Origin of the sequence: Actinokineospora sp. (assembly GCF_052390155.1) — a bacterium.
In the GTDB taxonomy this organism is placed as follows: domain Bacteria; phylum Actinomycetota; class Actinomycetes; order Mycobacteriales; family Pseudonocardiaceae; genus Actinokineospora.
The window spans coordinates 1-19,799 of sequence record NZ_JBQTHF010000022.1 but is presented as its reverse complement, the minus strand read 5'-3'; the positions used below and the strand labels follow the sequence as shown (position 1 = coordinate 19,799).

Sequence of the window (19,799 nt, the reverse complement as noted above, 5' to 3'; positions counted from 1 at the left end):
GGCGGCAGGCCGAACTACCTGATGAGGCAATGGATGCTGGGCAGGGGCGAGCGCCGCAAGCGCGCCGAGCAGGCCCTCACCGACCTGCGCGGCGTGCTGGGACGGGCACTGGGCGCCGCGGCGGGCGCGCGCACGCGAGCCGAGACCGGCAAGCGGCAACTGGAGTTCGAGCAGCGGGTGCAACGGATCGGCCTGGCGCGCGCGGGCCGCGACCCGGAGATCCTCGACCGGCTCGGCGACCCGGCGCTGGAACAGGTCTGGGCCAGGATCACCGCGGCGCGCGACGAGAGCTACGCCGACTGGAACCGCGACGGGTTGGCCGCGGTGCGCGCGCTGGTCGACGCCGAGGCGCCCGGGCCCGCGGGGCGGCCGTGGGCGGACTGGCTCGGCCGGATCGGCCGCGACCCGGGCAGCGCCGCGCCGCGGCTGTGGCGGATCGGCTCCGCGCTGGTCGAGCACGCGGCGCCGGAGCACGGGTTCCCGCTGGCCGTGCCGCTGCTGGACACCGGACACCTGCGGCTGGTCTCGGCCACCGGCAGCCGCGCGGCCGTGGACTCCATTGTGGAGTCACTGCTGCTGCGGATGGTCAGCACGTTCACCCCGGGGCTGGTCCGGCTGCACCTGTGGGACATCGGCCACCTGACCGGCCCGCTGCCGAACCTGCACCCGCTCACGGCGGCCGGGCTGATGGTGGTGCACGACCCCGACCGGCTCGACGACCTGCTCGCCCGGCTGGCCGGGCACATCCGCAAGGTGCACGCCAACGCGATGCGCGCGGGCCACACGTCGCTGCGCGAGGCGTGTGTCGCGGCGGGCAGGCGGGTCGAGCCGTGGCAGGTGGCCGTGCTGTTCGGCAACGGCGAGCGGCTCGCCGACGAGCAGCACCGCGAGCTGAACCGGGTGGCGCGTACCGGTCCCGACGCCGGGGTGCACCTGGTGCTGGTCGACGTGCCGGTGTCGGCGGACAGTCCGATGGAGACAGTCGGTTTCCTCGACACGGAGCACGCGACGAGCAGCATGACCGGACCCGGCGTGGTGGTGCTGGCCGACCCGCCCGCGCCGCCCGCCGAGGTGAGTGCGGCGGCGGCGGCGATCCGCGACGACGTGGTGGCTCGCCGGGGCAGGCCGCGCGCGTTCGCCGACCTGCTGCCCGAGCGGCTCGGCCAGGAGTCCTCACGGGACGAACTGCGCACGCCGGTCGGGTTCGCCGAAGGTGAGCCGGTGGAGGTCGTGCTCGGCGACAACACCCCGCACGCGCTGGTGGCCGGGCCGAGCGGGTCGGGCAAGACGAACCTGCTCTACGCCATGCTCGGCGGCCTCGCGGCCCGGTACCCGCCCGCCGAGCTGGAGCTGTACCTGTTGGACTTCAAGGAAGGCGTGTCCTTCGCCGGGCTCACCCCCGGCCGCAAGGACCCGACCTGGCTGCCGCAGGCGCGGCTGGTCGGGGTGAACGTCAACACCGACCGGGAGTTCGGCCTGGCGCTGCTGCGGTTCCTCGCCGAGGAGTTGGCCCGGCGCGCGGACGCGGCCAAGCGCCAGGAGGTCACCAAGCTCGCCGAACTGCGCGACGCCGACCCGCACGGGCACTGGCCGCGGATCGTCGCGGTGATCGACGAGTTCCAGGCGCTGTTCGGCGGCCGCGACCAGATCACCCAGCAGGCCGCCACATTGCTGGAGGACATCGCGCGCCGCGGCCGGTCCCAGGGCATCCACCTGGTGCTGGCCAGCCAGGACGTCGCGGGCATCGAGGTGTTCTGGGGCAAGCCCGCGGTCTATGACCAGTGCACGCTGCGGATCGCGTTGCCCAAGGCGAAGCGGGTGCTGGCGATCGAGAACAACGCGGCGGTGAGCCTGCCGCGCTGGCACGCCGTGCTCAACCACGAATCCGGTGTTGCGCACGGGAACGAGGCCGCGCACATCCCGGACGCGTCGAGCCGCGGCACGTTCGACGCGTTGCAGCGCAGGCTGTGGGAGGAGCAGTCCTCCCCCGTGCCGCGGCTGTTCGACGGCGCCCACCAGCCGGAGCTGCGCTCGGCCGCGGCCTACGCGCGGCCGACCGGGCCGATCCTCGGGCAGATCATCGATGTCGCCGACCGGTCGGCCGGGCTGGCGCTGCATCCGATGCCGGGTCGCAACCTCGCGGTCCTGGGCACCGCGACCGCCGATGCGTTGTCCATAATGGACAGTTCGGCGCTGGCCCTGGCCAGGGTGCACGCCCCGGGCGAATGTGATTTCAGCCTGTGGTGCCCGGTGCCCGCACTGGCCGACCGGGTCCGTCGGCTGGCGGATTTCCTTGCCGCCGCTGGACATTCGGTCGATCTGCGCACCGGCGAGGACATCGCCGCGCTGACCGCCGAGACCGCCGAGCGGCCCCGCTACGTGTTCTTCTACGGCGTCGACGCGGCGCACCGCTGGTTGGAGCGCAAGGAACCCCCGGCGATGACCAGCGGCCTGGACCGGCTGCGGTCGCTGCTCAAGAACGGCCCCGCGCACCACGTGCACACCATCGGCTGGTGGCGCGGCGTGGGCAGGCTCAAGGAGACGCTGGGCTTCGCGGGCACCGAGGACGTCGGCGCGTGGATCGCCCTCGACGTGCAGGGCGCCGAGTTGATCACGCTGGCGGCGGGCCAGGTGGTCGACTGGTCGCCCCGCCCGCACCGCGCCGTGTTCTTCGACCGGACCACGCACAGCAGGCCGGACGTGCTCATCCCGTTCGACACCTCGACCGCCCTGGACGCCCCGTGACCGCCGATCCCGCCGCGCGGTACCGCGCGCTGCTCGACACCGCGCACCAGGCGGCCCGCCGCCACACCGACCACGAACGGCGCCGGATGACCGAACTCGTCGGCGAGGTCGCCCGGACGGACAAGGACATCAAGGCCGCGGCGGCGGCCGAGGAGCAGGTCGGCAAGGAGATCAACGACTGGTGGCGTCAGGTCGCCACCGCGATGGCGGGCCTGCGCTGGATCACCGCCGGACCGGCGCCCGCCGCCGACTCGACCGCGGACCCGGACGCGCTGCCGGAGTACCTGGCCGAGGTGGAGCCCGCGACGCACACCCTGACGGTCGCCCTGCGCCGCGCCGCGTGGCCCCGCAAGCTCTGACCTCGGCCGGTTCGGCGGCCCCGTGGCAGGATCGCGGTATGCGAACACGACTCATCGGCGGTGTCGAGGTCAGCGCGGTCGGGCTCGGCGGGATGCCGCTGTCCATCGCGGGCCGTCCCGATCGCGAGCGCGCGCTGGCCACCGTGCGCGCCGCCGTCGACGCCGGGGTGACGCTGATCGACACGGCCGACGCCTACTCGTTCGACGACACCGACTTCGGGCACAACGAGGAGCTGATCGCCGAGGCGCTCAAGGGCGACACCGACGTCCTGGTCGCCACCAAGGGCGGCCACACCCGGACCACGGGCGGCGGCTGGGCGCTCGACGGCAGGCCGGAATACCTGCGCGCGGCGTGTGAAGCGTCGCTGCGCAGGCTCGGCGTGGAGGCGATCGGGCTCTACCAGTTCCACCGGCCCGACCCGGCGGTGCCGGTGGCCGACTCGGTTGGCGCGCTGGCGGAGCTGCTGGACGAGGGCAAGATCCGGCTGGCCGGGGTGTCGAACTTCGACCCGGCGGAGATCCGGCAGGCCCAGGACATCCTCGGCGGCAGGCTGGCGGCGGTGCAGAACCAGTTCTCGCCCGCGTTCCGCGGCAGTGAGCCGGAATTGACCCTGTGCGCGGAACTGGACATCGCGTTCCTGCCGTGGAGCCCGCTCGGCGGCATCGGCGACGCGGCCGCGCTGGGCAGCCGGTTCCGACCGTTCGCCGAGGTCGCGGCCGAGCGTGGAGTCAGCCCGCAGCAGGTGTGCCTGGCGTGGCTGCTGGCGAAGGCGCCGCAGGTGGTGCCGATCCCGGGCTCGTCCCGCCCGGAGAGCATCCGCAGTTCGGCCGAGGCGGCCGACCTGCACCTCGACGCGGGCGAACTGGCCCGCCTGCCCTGACCCGGCTCACCCGAACCGGGCGGCCACCAGCACGGCCGCGTCGAGCACGGCGACGAGCAGCATCGCGTGAAAGGCGGCCCGTGAACCCGGGCGCCGCCCGAGTGCCAGACCGCAGGCAGTGACCACGGCGGCCACCACCAGACCGGCCAGCCCCAACGGCAACGCCCCCCGCGGCAGCCCGGCCACCAGCGCGCCGGACGCGGCGAGCACCAGCACGGCGGCGGCCGCCCGGGAGCGCGTGGCACCGAGGCGGTGCGGCAGGCCACGGACGCCGGTGGCGCGGTCGTCGTCCAGGTCGGGCAGGACGTTGGCGAAGTGGGCGGCGCTGCCCAGCAGTGCCGCGGTGGCCACCAGCCACCACGGTGGCAGCGCGGACACCGGCAGGCCGAGCGTGACGAAGGCGGTCAGCAGGCCGAACGAGACCGCGAACGGGACCACCGAGCAGACGGTCGACTTGACGCCGAGGTCGTAGGCCCACGCCGAGATCAGCGCGACCGTGTGCGCGACCGCCGCCTGCCAACCCGAGGCGACCGAGGTCCCGACGGCGACCACCGCCGACACCAGGACGGCCGCCCGCACCACACCGGCCGAGATCTCCCCCGCCGCCAGCGGTTTGCCCGCCCGACCGACCTGCGCGTCGCGCGGGGCGTCGACGAGGTCGTTGAGCCAGCCGACCGACAACTGCCCCGCGAACACCGCGACCACGACGGCGACCACCCCGGCCGCGGATTGCCCGAGACTCGCCGAGAGCGCCGCCGCGACCACCGTGACCCCCGCCGCGGCCTGGGGGTGGGCGGTGCGGATGAGCGCCGAACCCGTCTGCCACACGGCCCGGAGTATGCCGGACCCGGCCGGGCGCCCGCCGGACGACGCCCGGCTGTCCGGGTGCCGGCATGCCGGGTGGGCCGGAGTGTGTCAGCCTCGGAGCATGGCCCGTGGCGCGAAGGTCGTTCCGAACGACCCGGCGCTCTACGACGACCTGGCCGACGAGTGGTGGCGGCCGCGGGGGGCCTTCGCCATGCTGCATTGGCTCGCGGCGGCTCGGGCGCGGCTCATTCCGCCCGCCGCGCGGCCGGGGGCGGTCCTGGTGGACCTCGGGTGTGGCGCGGGACTGCTCGCCCCGCACATCTCCGGCAAGGGATATCGGCACATCGGGGTGGACCTGTCCGCTGCGGCGTTGCGGCAGGCGGCCGACCACGGGGTGCTGGCGGTGCGCGGCGACGTCGCAACGGTGCCGTTGCGCGCGGGCAGCGCGGACGTGGTGGTCGCGGGCGAGATCCTGGAGCACGTGCCGGACCTGGCCCGCACCGTTGCTCAGGCTTGTGCGCTGTTGCGGCCGGGTGGGCTGCTGGTACTCGACACGCTCGCCGACACCCGGTTGAGCCGGGTGCTGGCGATCTCCGTCGCGGAGCGGCTGCCGGGCGTGCCGCGCGGGGTGCACGATCCGGCGCTGCTGGTGGACCGGTCCCTGCTGGTCCGCGAGTGCGCGCGCGGCGGCGTGCCGCTGCGGCTGCGCGGAATCCGGCCCGCCGCGCTCGACCTCGCCCGCTGGGCGCTGCGCCGCCGCGCGGACGTGCGCATGGTGTCCGTCCCGACGACCGCCGTCCTGTTCCAGGGGATCGGTGTGAAGGAGAGCCGATGCTGACCCTCGACCGGACCGGCGCGCTCGACACCGCGCGCGCCCTGGCCCCTGAGTTCGCCGCCCGCGCGGCCGACCACGATCGCGACGGGTCCTTTCCGGCGGCCGACTTCGCCGACCTGCGCGCCGCAGGGTTGTTCGGGCTGATGACGCCTGCCCGGCTCGGCGGGTGTGGGGCGACGTTCGCCGACTACGCCGCCGTCGCCACCGTGCTCGGCGCGGGCGCGGGGGCGACCGCGCTGGTGTTCAACATGCACGCCTCGGTCACCGGGGCGCTGGCGCACCTGCCCGACGAACTGGTGCGCGAACTCGGCGACGGGTTCACCGCCGCCCGCGACCGGATGCTCGCCGACGCGGCGGCGGGGTCGTTCTACGCGGCGGCGATGAGCGAGCGCGGGATCGGGGCGCGGCTGTCCCTGGTGCGCACCGGCTACCACCGGGTGGACGGCGGCTACCGGATCGTCGGCAGCAAGGCGTTCGTGTCCGGCGCGGGCCACGCCGACGCCTACCTCGTCGCGGCCCGGGACGCGGCGAGTGCCGACGAGCCAAAGGTTTCCTACTTCCTGGTGCCCGCGGGCGACGGTGTCCGCGTGGAGTCCACTTGGGACTCGCTGGGTATGCGCGCGACCGGCAGCCACGACGTGCACTTCGACACCGTGGTGCCCGCGGCGGCCCTGTTGGGCGGGATCGAGGGCCTGGCGCTGCTCATCGCGCAGGTGATGCCGCAGTGGCTGGTCGCCTCGTACGCGGCGGTCTACGTCGGCGTGGCGCGGGCCGCGATCGACGCCGCCGTCGAGCACCTGCGCGAGCGCGGCCTGCACGCGCTGCCCGCCGTGCGAGCCAGGGTCGGCCGGGCGGACGCGGCGGTGGCGGCGGCCGATCTGGTGGTCGCCGAGGCGGCGCGCCGGGTCACCGACGCGCCCGGCACGCCGGAGACCAACCGGTGGGTGTGGCGGGCGAAACTCCTCGCGGGCGACACCGCGGCCGAGGTCGCCGGGGCGATGTTGGAGGCCGCGGGCACCTCGGCCACCCGGCGCGGCCACCCGCTGGAACGGATCTTCCGCGACGCCCGCTGCGGCGCATTGCAGCCCGCCACCTCGGACGTGTGCGCCGACTGGCTGGGCGTGGCCGCGCTCGGCGGCGACCCGGACGGCGACGCCCCGGTGCCGCGGTGGTAGGCGCGCACGTGACCGGGATCGGCGCGGCGATGCCGCCCTCGGTGCGCCAGGATGCCTTGTGGGACGGGCACTTCAGCAACCACTTCGGCGACAGCGCGCTCGCCAGGCGGGTGTTCGCGGGCGCGGGCGTGCGCACGCGGCACACGGTGGTCGACCCGCGCGTCGAGGACATCTCCGGCTGGTCCACCGCCGCCCGCATGCGTCGCTACGCCGAGGAGGCGCCTCCCCTGGCCCTGCGCGCGCTGACCGCCGCGCTCGACGACGCGGACCTGTCCCCCGACCGGCTCGGCCTGCTCGCCGTGGTGTCGTGCACCGGCTACGGCACCCCCGGGCTCGACATCGCCCTCGCCGCGGCGCTGCGCCTGCCCGCCGAGTTGCAGCGGCTGGTGATCGGCCACATGGGCTGCTACGCCGCGCTGCCCGGCCTCGGCGCGGTGGCCGATTTCGTTGTCGCCCATGGACAACCCGCCGCGCTGGTGTGCCTGGAGCTGACGTCGCTGCACGTGCAGCCGCCGTGCGCGGACCCGGCGCAGATAGTGGCGCACGCGCTGTTCAGCGACGCCGCGGCGGCCGTGGTGGTCGAGCCGGGGCAGGCGGGCTGGACGGTGCTGGACGTGGCCGCGCACACCGACACCGACACCCGCGAGCTGATGACCTGGCAGATCACCGACCACGGCTTCCGAATGGGCCTGTCCGCCCGGGTGCCCGACGCGCTCGCCGCCCGGGTGCGGCCGGTGGTGGAGAAGACCCTGGCCCGGCACGGCGCGGGAATCGCCGACGTCGCGGGGTGGGCGGTGCACCCGGGCGGGCCCCGTATCCTCGACACCGTGCAGCTCGAACTCGGCCTGTCGGCGGCGGCGCTGGCCCCGTCGCGGGCGGTGCTGGCCGAGCACGGCAACTGTTCGTCCGCGACGGTGCTGCTCGTCCTGCGGACACTGGCCGTACAGACCGGGGAGTTGGTGATGGCACTGGCCTTCGGCCCCGGCCTGACCCTGTACACCGTCCTTTTGCGACGGTCCGGGTGACCAGGACCCGGCTCTACCGCGACGGCGAACTGTCCGAAAAGGACTTCCCGATCGGCGAACTGGCCGACCGGCTCACGGACCCGGCCGCGCTCGCCTGGGTCGACCTGCGCGGACCCGGCGACGACGACCTCACCCTGGTGGGCGATCAGCTCGGCCTGCACCGGCTCGCCATGGAGGACGCCCGCCAGCGCAGGCAGCGGCCCAAGCTCGACCACTACCGCGAACACCTGTTCCTCACCGCCTACGCCGTCCGGGTCGACCCCGGGTCGGGCGCGCTGCACACCACGGAGCTGGGCGTGTTCGTCACCGAACGCGCCCTGGTCACGGTGCACGACGGGTTCGACATGGACCCGGTCCTCACCCGGTGGGACACCGGGGACCTGCGCTGCGACCGGGTCGGCGTGCTGCTGCACGGCCTGCTCGACGACGTGGTGGACGGCCACCTCGACGCCGTCGAGACGCTGGACGAACTCCTGGAGGATCTCGAAGACCGAGTGTTCGACGAACACCCGGACGACGAGGGACTGCAGCGGCACACGGTCCGCGTGCGCCGCACCCTCGGCGGGCTGCGCCGGGTCGTGCTCCCCATGCGCGAGGTGCTGACCGCGCTGCGGCGCGACCACCATGTGGTCGACCACGAACTGGAACCGTACTTCGCCGACATCGGTGACCACGTCGCGCACGCGTCGGAGTCGACGGAGTCGTTGCGGGAGCTGGTGACCACGATCCGCGAGACGCAGCTCAACATCCAGGGCAACCGGCTGAACCTGATCATGAAGAAGGTCACCGGGTGGGCCGCGATCATCGCGATCCCGACCGCCGTCACCGGGTTCTACGGGCAGAACGTGCCCTATCCCGGATCCGAGCAGCCGTGGGGGGTCTGGGCGTCGACCGTGGCGATCGTGGTGTTGTCGGGGGGCCTGTACGCCATGTTCCGCCGCAAGGACTGGCTCTAGTGTGGTGAACGCGGTGACCGCCCATTCGAAGCCGCCTGACTAGCGTTTGAGCAGTACCGAGACAGTGCCAACGACAGCACGGTGCGGCTTACGATGGCTATCGAGCTGCCACAGATTGCAGCGCATCGAGTACCGGTTTCCAATCAAACGTGCCACTGGGCGGCAGTGGTTTTTGTGGACGAATACATTCGTTGGGCAGGATGGTCACGCCCCACTCGCCGAGGTTGCGCAAGCTCTCGGCAAACGCCGGATGTGCTGCCAAAGTGGGCTTAGCGTATGGCACGACAATAACGGGTAGTTGAAGGCCGATTGCTTCGTTGAGTAGGCCCAGCGCAAACGTATCGCTGATGCCTGCCGCCCATTTGTTTATGGTGTTGAACGTCGCCGGAACGACCGCGATTGCATCGGCTCGCGGCAAGGCATCTGGGTCGTCCGGCAGCTTGTAGTCATGACGAACGGGATAGCCGGTTTGTGTTGTAAGCGCCGCCGTATCGATCCAACTGGCGGCGCGGGGCGTGGCAATGACGCATACTATCCATCCCTGTCGCCGCAACAGGTCGACAAGCTCATCAATTGAGCGACTTGGTGGGGCCGCACATATAATGAGGTACAGCACTCGCACCGATGCTGTCACACAAGCACCTCAGCCCTGGACGCCAAGGCGCGCAAGCCAGGCATGGCGCTCTTGCGTTCACGGGATAGCAATGTTGCGATAAGTGTTCGCGCAGTTGCGTTACGAGAGACGACTTGTTTGGCGACGCGTTCGGCTTCCAGAAGGTGTAGCAACGCCATACTGTCGTTGCCTTGGTCGACCGACGCTTTCCCTAGTTCCAGGTGCACCTGTGAACGCCGGCCGCGCAGTACGGTCGGCAGCACGTCAGTGTCAATGACTTCACCGAATTGGAGCGCTTTTCGTGCGTCGCCGAGCGCGACGTGAACACCTAACTCATGGATAGCAACGTTGGTGGGGCCGAAAGCCGTATACAGAAAATTGCTGTCTTGTCCGACATGTGCGGCCAGTCGACGGGCTGCTTGCAAGTTGGCATGAGCCGCATGGGCGTCACCGCGCCGAGCAGTCATAACGGCCAACAACAGCGTTAGTCCGCCTTGCGCTGACGCCTCCTGCACACTCTGGCTGAGTGCCCGTGACCGAGCTGCGATTTTTTCAACGGCCATACTTGCGGTTTGTTCGGCGTCAGCCAGATGGCCACCGCTCAACAAGGCGCAGGCCACCTGGTAGTTCGCAACTCCGATGAGTCCCTGGTGGTCAGTTTCGGTGGCGAGCTGCACACTGCGGTCGGCGGCGACCCACGCCAGGCCGGCATCGCCGAGTTTGGTCGCCAGTTTTGCAGCCACAAGGTACGTAATTGTTTTGCGATGCGTCGAAATGTCGATCCCGCCTGATGGTTCTTCCAGCCGTCGAACTATTGACGGAAGTATGCGGGCGACGCTGTCATAGTCTGCCATTTGGTACAGGCGATGAGCCTCCTCGATGCTTGCGTCTACTTGTTGGGCGGTCGCTAGAGGTCGGTTCTCGCCGTCGAGGTCGACTCGATTCAGATGGCCCAAGACTGCGCTACGCAAACTGTCCAGCAATGGAACGTCCGCGCGCTGCGCGCTGGTGACTACCTCGGCAGGCAGGTTGGCCGCACTGCGGTCAGGTTGGCCGCGTAGTTCGGCGGCCCTCGCCCGAACTGACGCAAGCCGCTGGTCGCGTTCACGTCGCTCGTGCTCGGCTTTCGCCGCCTCTAGCTCCAGGTAGGCGGCAAGGAGTACGCCACTGGCACCGCAGGCGTCGTCAACAATTCGCCAGAACCGCTCGTCGGCCCGACCCCTGCCCTTCTCGATGTGCACGATTGTCGTGCGATCACAGATGGCGACTTTCCCGAGTTGACCTTGCCTGAGTTCGGCGGCCAGCCGGAAGGTGGCGAGCTGCACGCCGAGTGACCGGCGTAGCTCGGCGATCGCCTCAGGCTCTCGTGCCATGTCCTCGTCTTCCACACTTCCAGTCAGTACGTACCCGACCATCCCACGCGTGCAACTGGTGGCGTTGGGTGTGGCAACGTCACACACAGGGTAACCCACTGCCCCCATCAAGTGTTTCGGTGATCAAAGGCAACCAGCGCCACAAGCAAACGCACTTGCTCCCCGTAGCAGTGCGGGCAGCTTGCGGCGCTGGGTGTTTGCCAGAGGCATCTACCGGAGCGTTCGGAGGCGAATGACAGTGCGGACAGCACTCAGCGTTGGCGCGTGGGTCACCATCGGTCGGGACTGCGAGATCAGGTACACCGTGCACGAGCATGACGATGTTGACTTCATGTTCGGGGATCGGTCCGACAGCTTCGAGTTGGCGTTCAACGAACAGAGCCTGGCCCGCTTCGTCGGGTTGGCCGCGCAAGCTCTGGCGGAGGTCACAGCCTTGCGGGACAACGAAGACGGAGCTGCGACTGATGTCAAGTTGGTTCGGCGGTGAGCCACGAAGTGATCTCCGAAGCAGATGCCTGTGCCCGTTTCCCGGAGTTGGCCGAACTGGTCGTCATTCGCGAGGCCGGGTGGAACTTCCACCTCATGACTGACAACGACGACCTGATCGGCATTGCCGCCAGTTACAGCCGGGAGCAGTACACCGACGCGGTGTTCGTCTTCGACCGCAAACATGTCCTGGCTATCCGGCTTGTGGCTGAGGAGTACGGCGGCGGAGTGGTCTGGTTCAAGGACGGCAACGACCTCGTGGAGGTCGTCCGGGAACTGGTCGACTTGCCCGCCCCTGGCGAACCAGGGGCGCCCAGCTTGGTGATTCACGCGAGTTCGCTGTGGACACCGTGATGACCACCGGTGATGTCTGGCAGATGGTGGCGCTGTTCGTCGTGCCCGTGGGCCGGGTTCGGTCGTGACGGCGTCGGCGATGTCCGCTCGGAACAGTGCCTTGCGGCGGTTGGCGATTCTGCTGAGCATGGACTGTGGGGTCGTGGTGATGTTTCGGCACAACCGGGTGAGCAAGAAGCAGACCTGCATTTGGGGAGAGGGGCCGTCGGTGGAGGAGATGCAACGCATGGCCCGGAGGTACTTGGGGAAGATCACGGGATTGGAGTTGTCGGAGGTGGAGTGGGCACGCTCGGCGGTGTTGCTGGAGGCGGTGAACCGGCCGAAGAGTCGACGGGGAACGTACGGGGCGGAAGGTGGGGAGTTTGGGTGATTGCCATGCGAGGTGGGTCATATCACTCTTGTCGGTGGGCTGCGGCATGCTCGCGCCATGGACCAGATACCCGAGGAGAACTACTCGCCGACCTGGGCGGCCGACACCCGCGCCGACCTGCCGCGGGTCGGCGACGATCGCGAGATCCTCACCGCGTTCCTCGACTGGCACCGGGAGACCTTCCGGCTCAAGTGCGCGGGACTAACCCCCGAACAACTGTCCGAGCGGGCCATCCCACCGTCGCGGCTCAGCCTGCACGGCATGCTGCGCCACCTCGCGGGCACGGAGCGCTGGTGGTTCAGGATGCAGTTCGCGGGCGAGGAACTGCCGCACCTCTACTACACCGACGACGAGCCGGACCAGGACTTCGAGATCCTCGACGGCGACCCGGCCGAGCCGTTCGCGGTGTGGGCGGCCGAATGCGCGCGGGCGCGCGAGATCGTCGCCGCGGCGTCGCTCGACGACACCGGAACGCACAACCGCAGCGGGGAGCCGATCTCCCTGCGCCGCATCCTGGTGCACATGATCGCCGAGTACGCCCGGCACAACGGGCACGCCGACCTGCTGCGCGAACGCCTCGACGGCGCCACGGGCATGTGACGGGTCCGGCCCCGGCGACGGCGGCACCGAGGCCGGACCCTTGGTCACCGATCACACAGTGATCGACCAGGTGTCGAGGACGCCGATGTCACCGGGTCCGTTGTCGCCGATGCGCAGGGTCCAGGTGCCGGTGGCGGGCTCGGTGTTCGGGACGAACGAGAACGCCTTGGTGCCGGGGAACGGCGTGCACACGAAACCGCCGTAGTTCTGCAGGGTATAGCGCCTGCCCGACGGGCCGACGACGGTGATCTGCAAGTCCTGGAGACAGGTGTGGCTCGCGGTGACCGACACCCGCACCGGGTTGGCCGCCGCGCCCGTCGCGGTGGTGCGGATCGGGCTCACGGCGACCTGGAAGTCGCGGATCGGGAAGTCGGTGCTGTTGCTGAAGATCCGACCACCCGTGTCGCCGGGCTTGGTGCGGGCGCTGACGGCCGCGCTGGGCGCGGAGCGGTTGCCCGCCGCGTCCTTCGCCAGGACGGTGAACGAGTACGCCGTGTCCGGGGTCAGGCCGGACACGGTGGCCGACGTGCCCGCGACCGTGGTCGCGAGGGTCGCGCCCGCGTAGACCTCGTACCCGGTCACGCCCACGTTGTCGGTGGCCGCGTCCCAGGCGAGCGCGACGGTGGTGTCGGTCTGCCCGGTCGAGCGCGGCGCGGCCGGGACGGTCGGTGCCTCGGTGTCACCGCCGCCGCCGGTGAACAGGGTGAGGTTCCACTTGCGCAGCGCCTCGTTGACCGGCTGGAAGATGGACTGGTCGTCCTTGCCGGGGTTGGTCACGCACTGCGCTGGACCGCCCTCGTGCAGGCCGACGGCCTTGTCGCCGCGCAGCCACGCGCCACCGGAGTCGCCGCCCTTGGAGCACGCGGTGGTGAACGTCAGGCCCTCGACGACGAGCCCGCCGCCGTAGTTGACCGTCTCGTTGACGTAGGTGACCTTGCCGCACTGCCACTTCGAGGTGTTGCCCGAGTGGCAGACGTCCTCGCCGACCAGCGCCTCGGCCGAGCCGGTCACGGTGACCGGCGGCCCGCCCCAGGTGTTCACCGACGCCGACAGGTTCCAGCCGGACTCGGTGACCGCGACGACGCCCATGTCGCCCTCGCGCGCGTTGACGCTGTGCGCGCCGCCGACATTGGACGTGCCCAGCCGGTTCTGCTGGCCGCTGCCGCCGTACGCCGCCTGGTTGGCGTCGTTGGTGCAGTGGCCCGCGGTGAGCATCTGCTTGGCGCCGTTGGCATCCGTCGCCGAGAAGCCGATGGAGCAGTTGGTCTCGCCGCCCGGCCACCACGGGCTGCCCGGCCGGACGTCACCGGCCTGCTGGCGGGGCGAGCGGTCCGACTCCTGCACCCGCACGCCGCCCAATGCGTTGGCCGCGGCGACGAACCGCTCGGTCGACGCGTCCTTTGTGGACCGGTTGACGGTGATCAGGATGTCGTTGCCGCGCTGGTCGACGCCGAAGGTGTTGAGCCCGGCGACACCCGAGCCTGCGAGCGCGCGGACCGCGGCGAGCAGCCGGTCGAGTTCGGCTGGACCGCGGGAGACCAGGGTGGCCTCGGCCCCGGCCGCCCGCGCCCGCTCGGCGTCGGCCTGGCTGGTGACCGCGAGGGTCAGCTTGCCCGTGCGGTCGTCGAACCACTTGCCCGCGACCGCCCCGGACAGCGCCGCGGGCAGGGTCTTGAGCACCCGGTGCGCCCGGTCCTGCTGGTGCAGCCGGGTTCGCGCCTGCTCGGCCGAGATGCCGAGATCCCGCGCCAGACCGCGGACAGCGGCCACCGGGGCGCCGGGCTCGTCGGCGCTCGCCGGGGCGGCTTGGGACACACCACTGTGGACGGTGACGGCCAGCGCCGTCGCCGCCAATGCCGTTCCGCACACCGCGGAGACGACTCTGCTGCGCAATCGCATGCCTTGGCTCCTTTGTCGAACTGCAGGGAACCAAGACGTTAAATCGGTGCCGCGACACAGAACCCGGGCGCGACCGGTTAACACTTAACTGCCGCACCGGATCGGTCGATTAACAGTTAACTCGTCCGTCCACAGTGGTGCGGGCCGCCCGGCTCCGGGGGGATCGCCGAGCGGCCCGCGGCCGGTGGGGTCAGGGCCGCCAGGTGTCGTTCAGGGTCACCAGACCCGACGACGGCACGGTCGCGACGCGGTTGGCGCCGCTCTCCCAGGTGACGGCCCCGCCGCTGTCCTTGCGCAGGTACTTGTACTGGAACTGAGTCCCCGGCGACAGGGTGACCGCGCCGCGCCACACCGGGTAGGTCGCCGACGACAGCGCCACGGCGCTGCCCGGCGCCCAGTTCCCGAGCGCCGCGGTGTTGCCGACGACGAAGATGTTCTGGCCGAACGCCGTCGTCGCGTTGACCGCGAACGACGCGCCGGACTGGCCCGCCTGGCTGCCGGGCGCGCCGACGTAGAGAGCGATCGTGTCGCCCGCGCCGACGGTGGCGGTGAACGTGCCGTTCGCCGCGACGGTGTAGGTGTTGCCCGCGCAGCCGCTGCCGGGGTCGGCGTGCTGGACGTCGCAGTAGTTGCCCGCGGGCAGCGAGGTCTGGAACGTGCGGGAGATCGGGCCGGTCTCGCGGTTGACCGCAACATAACCCTTGCTGCCCCGGCCGAACGCGATCGCGTTGGTGCCGTTGGTCCACCAGTTGGTCACCCCGGTGCCCGCGACGGCGTTGCGGAACCCGACCATGTTCGCGATCTGGCGCCAAGCGTGCTGGCAGGTCCAACCGTTGCTGAAGCACGCGGTGACGTTGCCGCCGTTGGGCGGGCCCTCGTCGTGGTTGCCGAAGGTGTATCCCGAGTAGACATTCGGCGAGCCGTAGGGCCAGGCGAGCATGAAGACGTTGGCCAGGGTGTAGGTCGACCCGTAGGTGCGGTTCAGCGTCGAGCCGTTGCGCTCGGTGTCCCAGTTGTCCACAAAGGACCGCGCCTTGCCGCCGGGGACGAAACCCCACGCCTCGCCGAACTGGCTCAGGTCGGCGAGCTTGCCGCCGCTGAACGACGCCCGCAGGCCGTAGGCGTAGCGGAACTCGTCCACGTCGCCGTTGTTCAGGTACTCCTCGGGCTGCACGGCCTCGCCGCCGCCGTAGATGACCTCCTGCACCCAGTACTTCGGGTTGGGCATCTTCGCCTTGATCGCGGCGAGGTCGCCCGCCGAGACGTGCTTGGCGCCGTCGACCCGGAACCCGTCGACGCCGAGGGAGACCAGGTCGTTGAGGTACTCGGCGATCTCGGAGCGCACGTAGTCGCTGCCGGTGTTGAGGTCCGAGAGGTAGACCAGCTCGCAGTTCTGGACGTTGTCCCGGTTGCCGTAGTCGGTGACCGGCGCCCGGCAGGAGTGGAAGTCCCAGTCCTGGTAGTGGCCGGGGTAGTTGTACTTGGTGTAGACCTGTCCGCCGGTTCCGGTGCCCGCGCCCGCCGACATGTGGTTGACGACGGCGTCCGCGATGACCTTGACGCCCGCCGCGTGGCAGGTGTCGACCATGGCCCGCAACGCCGCGCGGTCGCCGAGCCTGCCCGCGATGCGGTAGCTGACCGGCTGGTACGAGGTCCACCACTGCGGGCCCTGGATGTGCTCCTGCGGCGGCGAGATCTCCACGTAGCCGTAGCCCTTGGGCCCCAGGACATCGGTGCACGCCCGGGCCACGGAGTCGAAGCGCCACTCGAACAGGGTGGCGGTGACGTCCTTCGCGCCCGGCGGGGCGGCCTGGGCCCGCGGGACCGTGCCGACGGACAGGCTCGCGCCCGCGGCGAGCACGGCGACGGCGGCGGCCGCGAGGCGTCGGGGCAGGGAGCGGGGTGACGAGACCACGGTGTCTCCTCGGAAGCTCGGCTACGCAAGATTGCTGCAAAGAACTGAAACCACGTGCAGCCGAGCATGATCCGGCTCACAGTCGCTAGTCAAGGGGCCAAACAGGGCAGTGGACGCGGAATTCGGGCCATAGGCGATGGGCATCATGTGATTGCAAGCTCTTTCCGCAATCCGACAAGCGCTGCTAGCGTCGAGGCGAGGGATTCCGCGGTCGGAGAGGGGGTCGCCATGGCTCGGGACGCCGGACGCCAGTGGTGGCGGGATGCCGTCATCTACCAGGTGTACGTGCGCAGCTTCGCCGACAGCGACGGGGACGGCGTCGGCGACCTGCCCGGCATCCGCTCGCGGCTGCCCTACCTGGCCGACCTCGGCGTCGACGCGCTGTGGATCACCCCGTTCTACACCTCGCCGATGGCCGACGGTGGCTACGACGTGGCCGACTACCGCGACGTCGACCCGACGTTCGGCACCCTGGACGACGCGCGGGCGCTGGTCGACGAGGCGCACGGGTTGGGGCTCAAGGTCATCGTCGACATCGTGCCCAACCACACTTCCGCGGCCCACCAGTGGTTCGCCGAGGCACTGGCCGCCGGCCCCGGCACGCCCGCGCGCGGGCGCTATCTGTTCCGACCCGGTCTTGGCGAGCACGGGGAGTTGCCGCCCAACGACTGGGAGTCGATCTTCGGCGGCGGCGCGTGGACCCGCGCGGCCGATCCCGACGGCACCCCCGGCGAGTGGTACCTGCACCTGTTCGACTCGACCCAGCCGGACCTCGACTGGGACAACCCGGTGGTGCGCGAGGAGTTCCACGACGTCCTGCGGTTCTGGCTCGACCTGGGCGTCGACGGCTTCCGGGTCGACGTGGCGCACGGCATGATCAAACAGGACGGCCTGCCCGACGTCGGCGAGTCCAACCAGCACCGGCTGCTGGAGACCCGGCCGCTGCCCTACTTCGACCAAGAGGGCGTGCACGAGATCTACCGCGAGTGGCGCAAGATCCTCGACACCTACGACCCGCCGCGGATCGCGGTGGCCGAGGCGTGGACGCCGACCGCCGAGCGCACCGCGCGCTACCTGCGTCCCGACGAGCTGCACCAGGCGTTCAACTTCCACTTCCTGACCACCGAGTGGGACGCGGCCGCGCTGCGGGAGGTGATCACCGAGTCGCTGGCCGCGATGGTGCCGGTACGGGCGCCCGCCACCTGGGTGCTGTCCAACCACGACGTGCACCGGCACGTCACCCGCTACGGCGACGGCGAGACCGGCCTGCGCCGGGCCCGGGCGGCGATCCTGCTGATGCTGGCGCTGCCCGGCTCGGTCTACCTCTACCAGGGCGAGGAACTGGGGCTGCCCGAGGTGCTGGATCTGCCCGATGAGGTGTTGCGGGACCCGACGTGGGAGCGGTCGCTGCACACCGACCGCGGCCGGGACGGCTGCCGGGTGCCGCTGCCCTGGACGTCGACGGGCAGCTCGCTCGGCTTCGGCCCGGACGGCTCGACGCCGTGGCTGCCGCAGCCGACCGCGTGGGCGGCGCTGTCGGTGCGGGCGCAGGACGGCGACCCGGACTCGACGCTGGCGCTCTACCGCGCCGCACTCCGGCTGCGCCGCGCGCACCCCGCGCTCGGCGCGGGCAGCGGGGTCGGCTGGCACGACGGCGACGAGCGGGTGCTGCGCTTCGACCGGGCCGGGTTCTCCTGCGCGGTCAACCTGGGCCCCGCCGCGGCGCGGATTCCGTTCGCGGGCACGGTATTGCTCGCGTCCGGTGCGTACCAAGTGGACGGTGGCGACCTGCTGCTGCCCACGGACACGGCGGTGTGGTGGGAGTCCTGATGGCGCAGACCCCGATGGGCCCGACGGCCAGACTCAGCGACATCGCGACCCAGGCGGGCGTCAGCGAGGCGACGGTCAGCCGCGTGCTCAACGGCAAGGCGGGGGTCTCCACCACCACACGGCAGACCGTGCTGGCCGCGCTCGACCTGCTCGGCTACGAGCGGCCCGCGCGGCTGCAGGCGCGCAGCGCCGGGCTGATCGGGCTGATCACCCCGGAGCTGAGCAACCCGATCTTCCCGGCGTTCGCGCAGGTGATCGAGCAGGTGCTGACCCGCGACGGCTACACCCCCGTGCTGTGCACGCAGAGTCCCGGCGGGTCCACAGAGGACGAACTGACCAACACGCTGGTGGAGCGGGGCGTCAACGGGATCATCTACGTCTCCGGGCTGCACGCGGACTCGACGGCGAACATGGACCGCTACGTCAAGCTCGCCGGGCGCGGCGTCCCGTTCGTGATGATCAACGGCTACACCGAGCACGTGTCGGCGCCGTTCGTCTCCACCGACGACCGCGCGGCGATGCGGCTCGCGGTGACCCACCTGGTGGAGTTGGGCCACGAGCGGATCGGCCTTGCCGTCGGGCCGCGCCGGTATGTGCCGGTGGTGCGCAAGATCGAGGGCTTCGTGCAGCACATGCGCACCCTGCTGCCGCTGTCCGCGGAGCAGGCCGAGCAGCTCGTGCAGCACTCGCTGTTCACTGTGGAGGGTGGGCAGGCGGCGGCGAACGCGTTGATAGACAAGGGCTGCACCGCGATCATCTGCGGCAGCGACCTGATGGCGTTCGGCGCGATCCGGGCGGCCAGGCAGCGCGGGCTGCACGTGCCGCGCGACGTCTCGGTGGTCGGCTTCGACGACTCGCCGCTGATCGTGTTCGCCGACCCGCCGCTGACCACGCTGCGTCAGCCGGTGGACGCCATGGGGCAGGCCGCAGTGAACGCGCTGCTGGAGGAGGTCACCGGCAATCCGGCGCCGCACGCGGAATACGTGTTCATGCCGGAGCTGGTGGTGCGCGGCTCGACCGGCGCCGCCCGGCCCGCGGACTGAGATCCGGCCCGGAACCCCTGGGGGGTACCGGGCCGGACGGGTCAGACCAGGCGCGCGCCGTCGCGCGGGTCGAACAGGTGGATCTCCTCGGGGTGGCGCAGGGTGACCGTGACGGTCTGGGCCAGCGCGGGCGGGGTGCGGCCGTCGACGCGCATGACCACCCGCTCGCCGGGGGAGCCCGCGATCGTGGCGTGCACCAGCGCGTCGGCGCCGAGTTCCTCGACCAGCTCGACCACCAGGTCGAACCCGCCCTCGGTGCCCGCGGTGGCCAGGCTCAGCGACTCGGGGCGGATGCCCGCGGTGACGGTGTCCAGGCCGCCCGCGCGCACGGCCGCGACGGTGTCGCGCGGCAGCGGGATGTCGGCGTCGCCGATGCGCAGTGCGTCGCCTCGGACCGGCAGCTCCAGCAGGTTCATGGCGGGGCTGCCGATGAAACCCGCGACGAACGCGTTGGCCGGACTGTCGTACAACGCACGCGGAGTGTCGCACTGCTGCAACAACCCGTCCTTCAGCACCGCGACCCGATGCCCCAT

At 71.1% G+C, this 19,799-nt stretch carries 18 protein-coding genes; 12 read left to right on the top strand and 6 right to left on the bottom strand.

All coding sequences use genetic code 11. The features are described 5' to 3' along the window. Window positions 1-33: 33 nt before the first annotated feature. The 3 genes from ACT4N7_RS08185 to ACT4N7_RS08175 are packed head-to-tail and all read left to right on the top strand — an operon-like array spanning window position 34 to window position 3,985. A complete protein-coding gene (locus tag ACT4N7_RS08185) occupies window positions 34-2,745 on the top strand; it encodes an FtsK/SpoIIIE domain-containing protein (protein ID WP_444828002.1) in 2,712 nt (903 codons plus the stop codon). Continuing rightward, entirely contained in the window at window positions 2,742-3,104 is a 363-nt protein-coding gene (locus ACT4N7_RS08180; protein WP_444828001.1) for a hypothetical protein, read from the top strand. The genes ACT4N7_RS08185 and ACT4N7_RS08180 overlap by 4 nt, the downstream gene beginning before the upstream one ends. 38 nt (window positions 3,105-3,142) lie before the next feature. Beyond that, the gene (locus ACT4N7_RS08175) at window positions 3,143-3,985 is read left to right on the top strand and encodes an aldo/keto reductase (RefSeq protein ID WP_444828000.1); all 843 of its coding nucleotides are present in this window, start codon (window positions 3,143-3,145) and stop codon (window positions 3,983-3,985) included. A 6-nt stretch (window positions 3,986-3,991) separates the two neighbouring features. Here ACT4N7_RS08175 and ACT4N7_RS08170 read toward each other — a convergent pair whose 3' ends face one another. Beyond that, entirely contained in the window at window positions 3,992-4,813 is an 822-nt protein-coding gene (locus ACT4N7_RS08170) for a UbiA family prenyltransferase (protein WP_444827999.1), read from the bottom strand. 100 nt (window positions 4,814-4,913) lie between these two features. Here ACT4N7_RS08170 and ACT4N7_RS08165 point away from each other — a divergent pair, with 100 nt between their 5' ends. The 4 genes from ACT4N7_RS08165 to ACT4N7_RS08150 are packed head-to-tail and all read left to right on the top strand — an operon-like array spanning window position 4,914 to window position 8,783. Then, window positions 4,914-5,630: a methyltransferase domain-containing protein gene (locus ACT4N7_RS08165; protein ID WP_444827998.1), complete on the top strand. Its 717-nt coding sequence runs from the start codon at window positions 4,914-4,916 to the stop codon at window positions 5,628-5,630. Further along, on the top strand, window positions 5,624-6,802 hold the full coding sequence (locus ACT4N7_RS08160; protein ID WP_444827997.1) for an acyl-CoA dehydrogenase family protein: 1,179 nt from the start codon (window positions 5,624-5,626) through the stop codon (window positions 6,800-6,802). Before ACT4N7_RS08165 ends, ACT4N7_RS08160 begins: the two co-directional genes overlap by 7 nt. Before the next feature lie 8 nt (window positions 6,803-6,810). Further along, on the top strand, window positions 6,811-7,827 hold the full coding sequence (locus ACT4N7_RS08155) for a type III polyketide synthase (protein WP_444827996.1): 1,017 nt from the start codon (window positions 6,811-6,813) through the stop codon (window positions 7,825-7,827). Then, window positions 7,824-8,783, top strand: a complete 960-nt coding sequence (locus ACT4N7_RS08150) for a magnesium transporter CorA family protein (protein ID WP_444827995.1) — start codon at window positions 7,824-7,826, stop codon at window positions 8,781-8,783. The genes ACT4N7_RS08155 and ACT4N7_RS08150 overlap by 4 nt, the downstream gene beginning before the upstream one ends. A gap of 97 nt (window positions 8,784-8,880) precedes the next feature. Here the strand turns inward: ACT4N7_RS08150 and ACT4N7_RS08145 are convergent, their stop codons facing one another. Further along, window positions 8,881-9,417: a flavoprotein gene (locus ACT4N7_RS08145; protein WP_444827994.1), complete on the bottom strand. Its 537-nt coding sequence runs from the start codon at window positions 9,415-9,417 to the stop codon at window positions 8,881-8,883. Beyond that, window positions 9,414-10,784 (bottom strand): helix-turn-helix domain-containing protein, encoded by a 1,371-nt coding sequence (locus ACT4N7_RS08140; protein ID WP_444827993.1) that lies wholly within the window; start codon window positions 10,782-10,784, stop codon window positions 9,414-9,416. Before ACT4N7_RS08140 ends, ACT4N7_RS08145 begins: the two co-directional genes overlap by 4 nt. Window positions 10,785-11,073: 289 nt before the next feature. Here ACT4N7_RS08140 and ACT4N7_RS08135 point away from each other — a divergent pair, with 289 nt between their 5' ends. The 3 genes from ACT4N7_RS08135 (at window position 11,074) to ACT4N7_RS08125 (ending at window position 12,579) form a co-directional block, all read left to right on the top strand. Further along, a complete protein-coding gene (locus ACT4N7_RS08135) occupies window positions 11,074-11,256 on the top strand; it encodes a hypothetical protein (protein WP_444827992.1) in 183 nt (60 codons plus the stop codon). Beyond that, window positions 11,253-11,609 (top strand): hypothetical protein, encoded by a 357-nt coding sequence (locus ACT4N7_RS08130; RefSeq protein ID WP_444827991.1) that lies wholly within the window; start codon window positions 11,253-11,255, stop codon window positions 11,607-11,609. The genes ACT4N7_RS08135 and ACT4N7_RS08130 overlap by 4 nt, the downstream gene beginning before the upstream one ends. 427 nt (window positions 11,610-12,036) lie before the next feature. After that, entirely contained in the window at window positions 12,037-12,579 is a 543-nt protein-coding gene (locus tag ACT4N7_RS08125) for a DinB family protein (RefSeq protein ID WP_444827990.1), read from the top strand. A gap of 51 nt (window positions 12,580-12,630) precedes the next feature. On the opposite strand, the gene ACT4N7_RS08120 is transcribed toward ACT4N7_RS08125, so the two are convergent. Both ACT4N7_RS08120 and ACT4N7_RS08115 read right to left on the bottom strand, forming a co-directional pair. Continuing rightward, window positions 12,631-14,478 (bottom strand): proprotein convertase P-domain-containing protein, encoded by a 1,848-nt coding sequence (locus ACT4N7_RS08120; protein ID WP_444827989.1) that lies wholly within the window; start codon window positions 14,476-14,478, stop codon window positions 12,631-12,633. Window positions 14,479-14,668: 190 nt separating this feature from the next. After that, complete coding sequence (locus tag ACT4N7_RS08115; protein ID WP_444827988.1) at window positions 14,669-16,393, bottom strand: carbohydrate-binding module family 20 domain-containing protein; 1,725 nt, start codon at window positions 16,391-16,393, stop codon at window positions 14,669-14,671. Window positions 16,394-16,621: 228 nt separating this feature from the next. Here ACT4N7_RS08115 and ACT4N7_RS08110 point away from each other — a divergent pair, with 228 nt between their 5' ends. Together ACT4N7_RS08110 and ACT4N7_RS08105 are read left to right on the top strand one after the other, a co-directional pair. After that, complete coding sequence (locus ACT4N7_RS08110) at window positions 16,622-18,223, top strand: glycoside hydrolase family 13 protein (protein ID WP_444827987.1); 1,602 nt, start codon at window positions 16,622-16,624, stop codon at window positions 18,221-18,223. Next, window positions 18,223-19,266 (top strand): LacI family DNA-binding transcriptional regulator, encoded by a 1,044-nt coding sequence (locus ACT4N7_RS08105; RefSeq protein ID WP_444827986.1) that lies wholly within the window; start codon window positions 18,223-18,225, stop codon window positions 19,264-19,266. The genes ACT4N7_RS08110 and ACT4N7_RS08105 overlap by 1 nt, the downstream gene beginning before the upstream one ends. A gap of 41 nt (window positions 19,267-19,307) precedes the next feature. Here ACT4N7_RS08105 and ACT4N7_RS08100 read toward each other — a convergent pair. After that, window positions 19,308-19,799, bottom strand: a 492-nt coding sequence (locus ACT4N7_RS08100; RefSeq protein WP_444827985.1) for a TOBE domain-containing protein, incomplete at its 5' end; no start/stop codon positions are given.

Bases quoted from the DNA above. Each gene is read 5' to 3' on its own strand.
- ACT4N7_RS08185 (WP_444828002.1), top strand. From the start codon at position 34: ATGCTGGGCAGGGGCGAGCGCCGCAAGCGCGCCGAGCAGGCCCTCACC.
- ACT4N7_RS08175 (WP_444828000.1), top strand. From the start codon at position 3,143: ATGCGAACACGACTCATCGGCGGTGTCGAGGTCAGCGCGGTCGGGCTC.
- ACT4N7_RS08165 (WP_444827998.1), top strand. From the start codon at position 4,914: ATGGCCCGTGGCGCGAAGGTCGTTCCGAACGACCCGGCGCTCTACGAC.
- ACT4N7_RS08160 (WP_444827997.1), top strand. From the start codon at position 5,624: ATGCTGACCCTCGACCGGACCGGCGCGCTCGACACCGCGCGCGCCCTG.
- ACT4N7_RS08125 (WP_444827990.1), top strand. From the start codon at position 12,037: ATGGACCAGATACCCGAGGAGAACTACTCGCCGACCTGGGCGGCCGAC.
- ACT4N7_RS08120 (WP_444827989.1), bottom strand. From the start codon at position 14,478: ATGCGATTGCGCAGCAGAGTCGTCTCCGCGGTGTGCGGAACGGCATTG.
- ACT4N7_RS08110 (WP_444827987.1), top strand. From the start codon at position 16,622: ATGGCTCGGGACGCCGGACGCCAGTGGTGGCGGGATGCCGTCATCTAC.
- ACT4N7_RS08105 (WP_444827986.1), top strand. From the start codon at position 18,223: ATGGCGCAGACCCCGATGGGCCCGACGGCCAGACTCAGCGACATCGCG.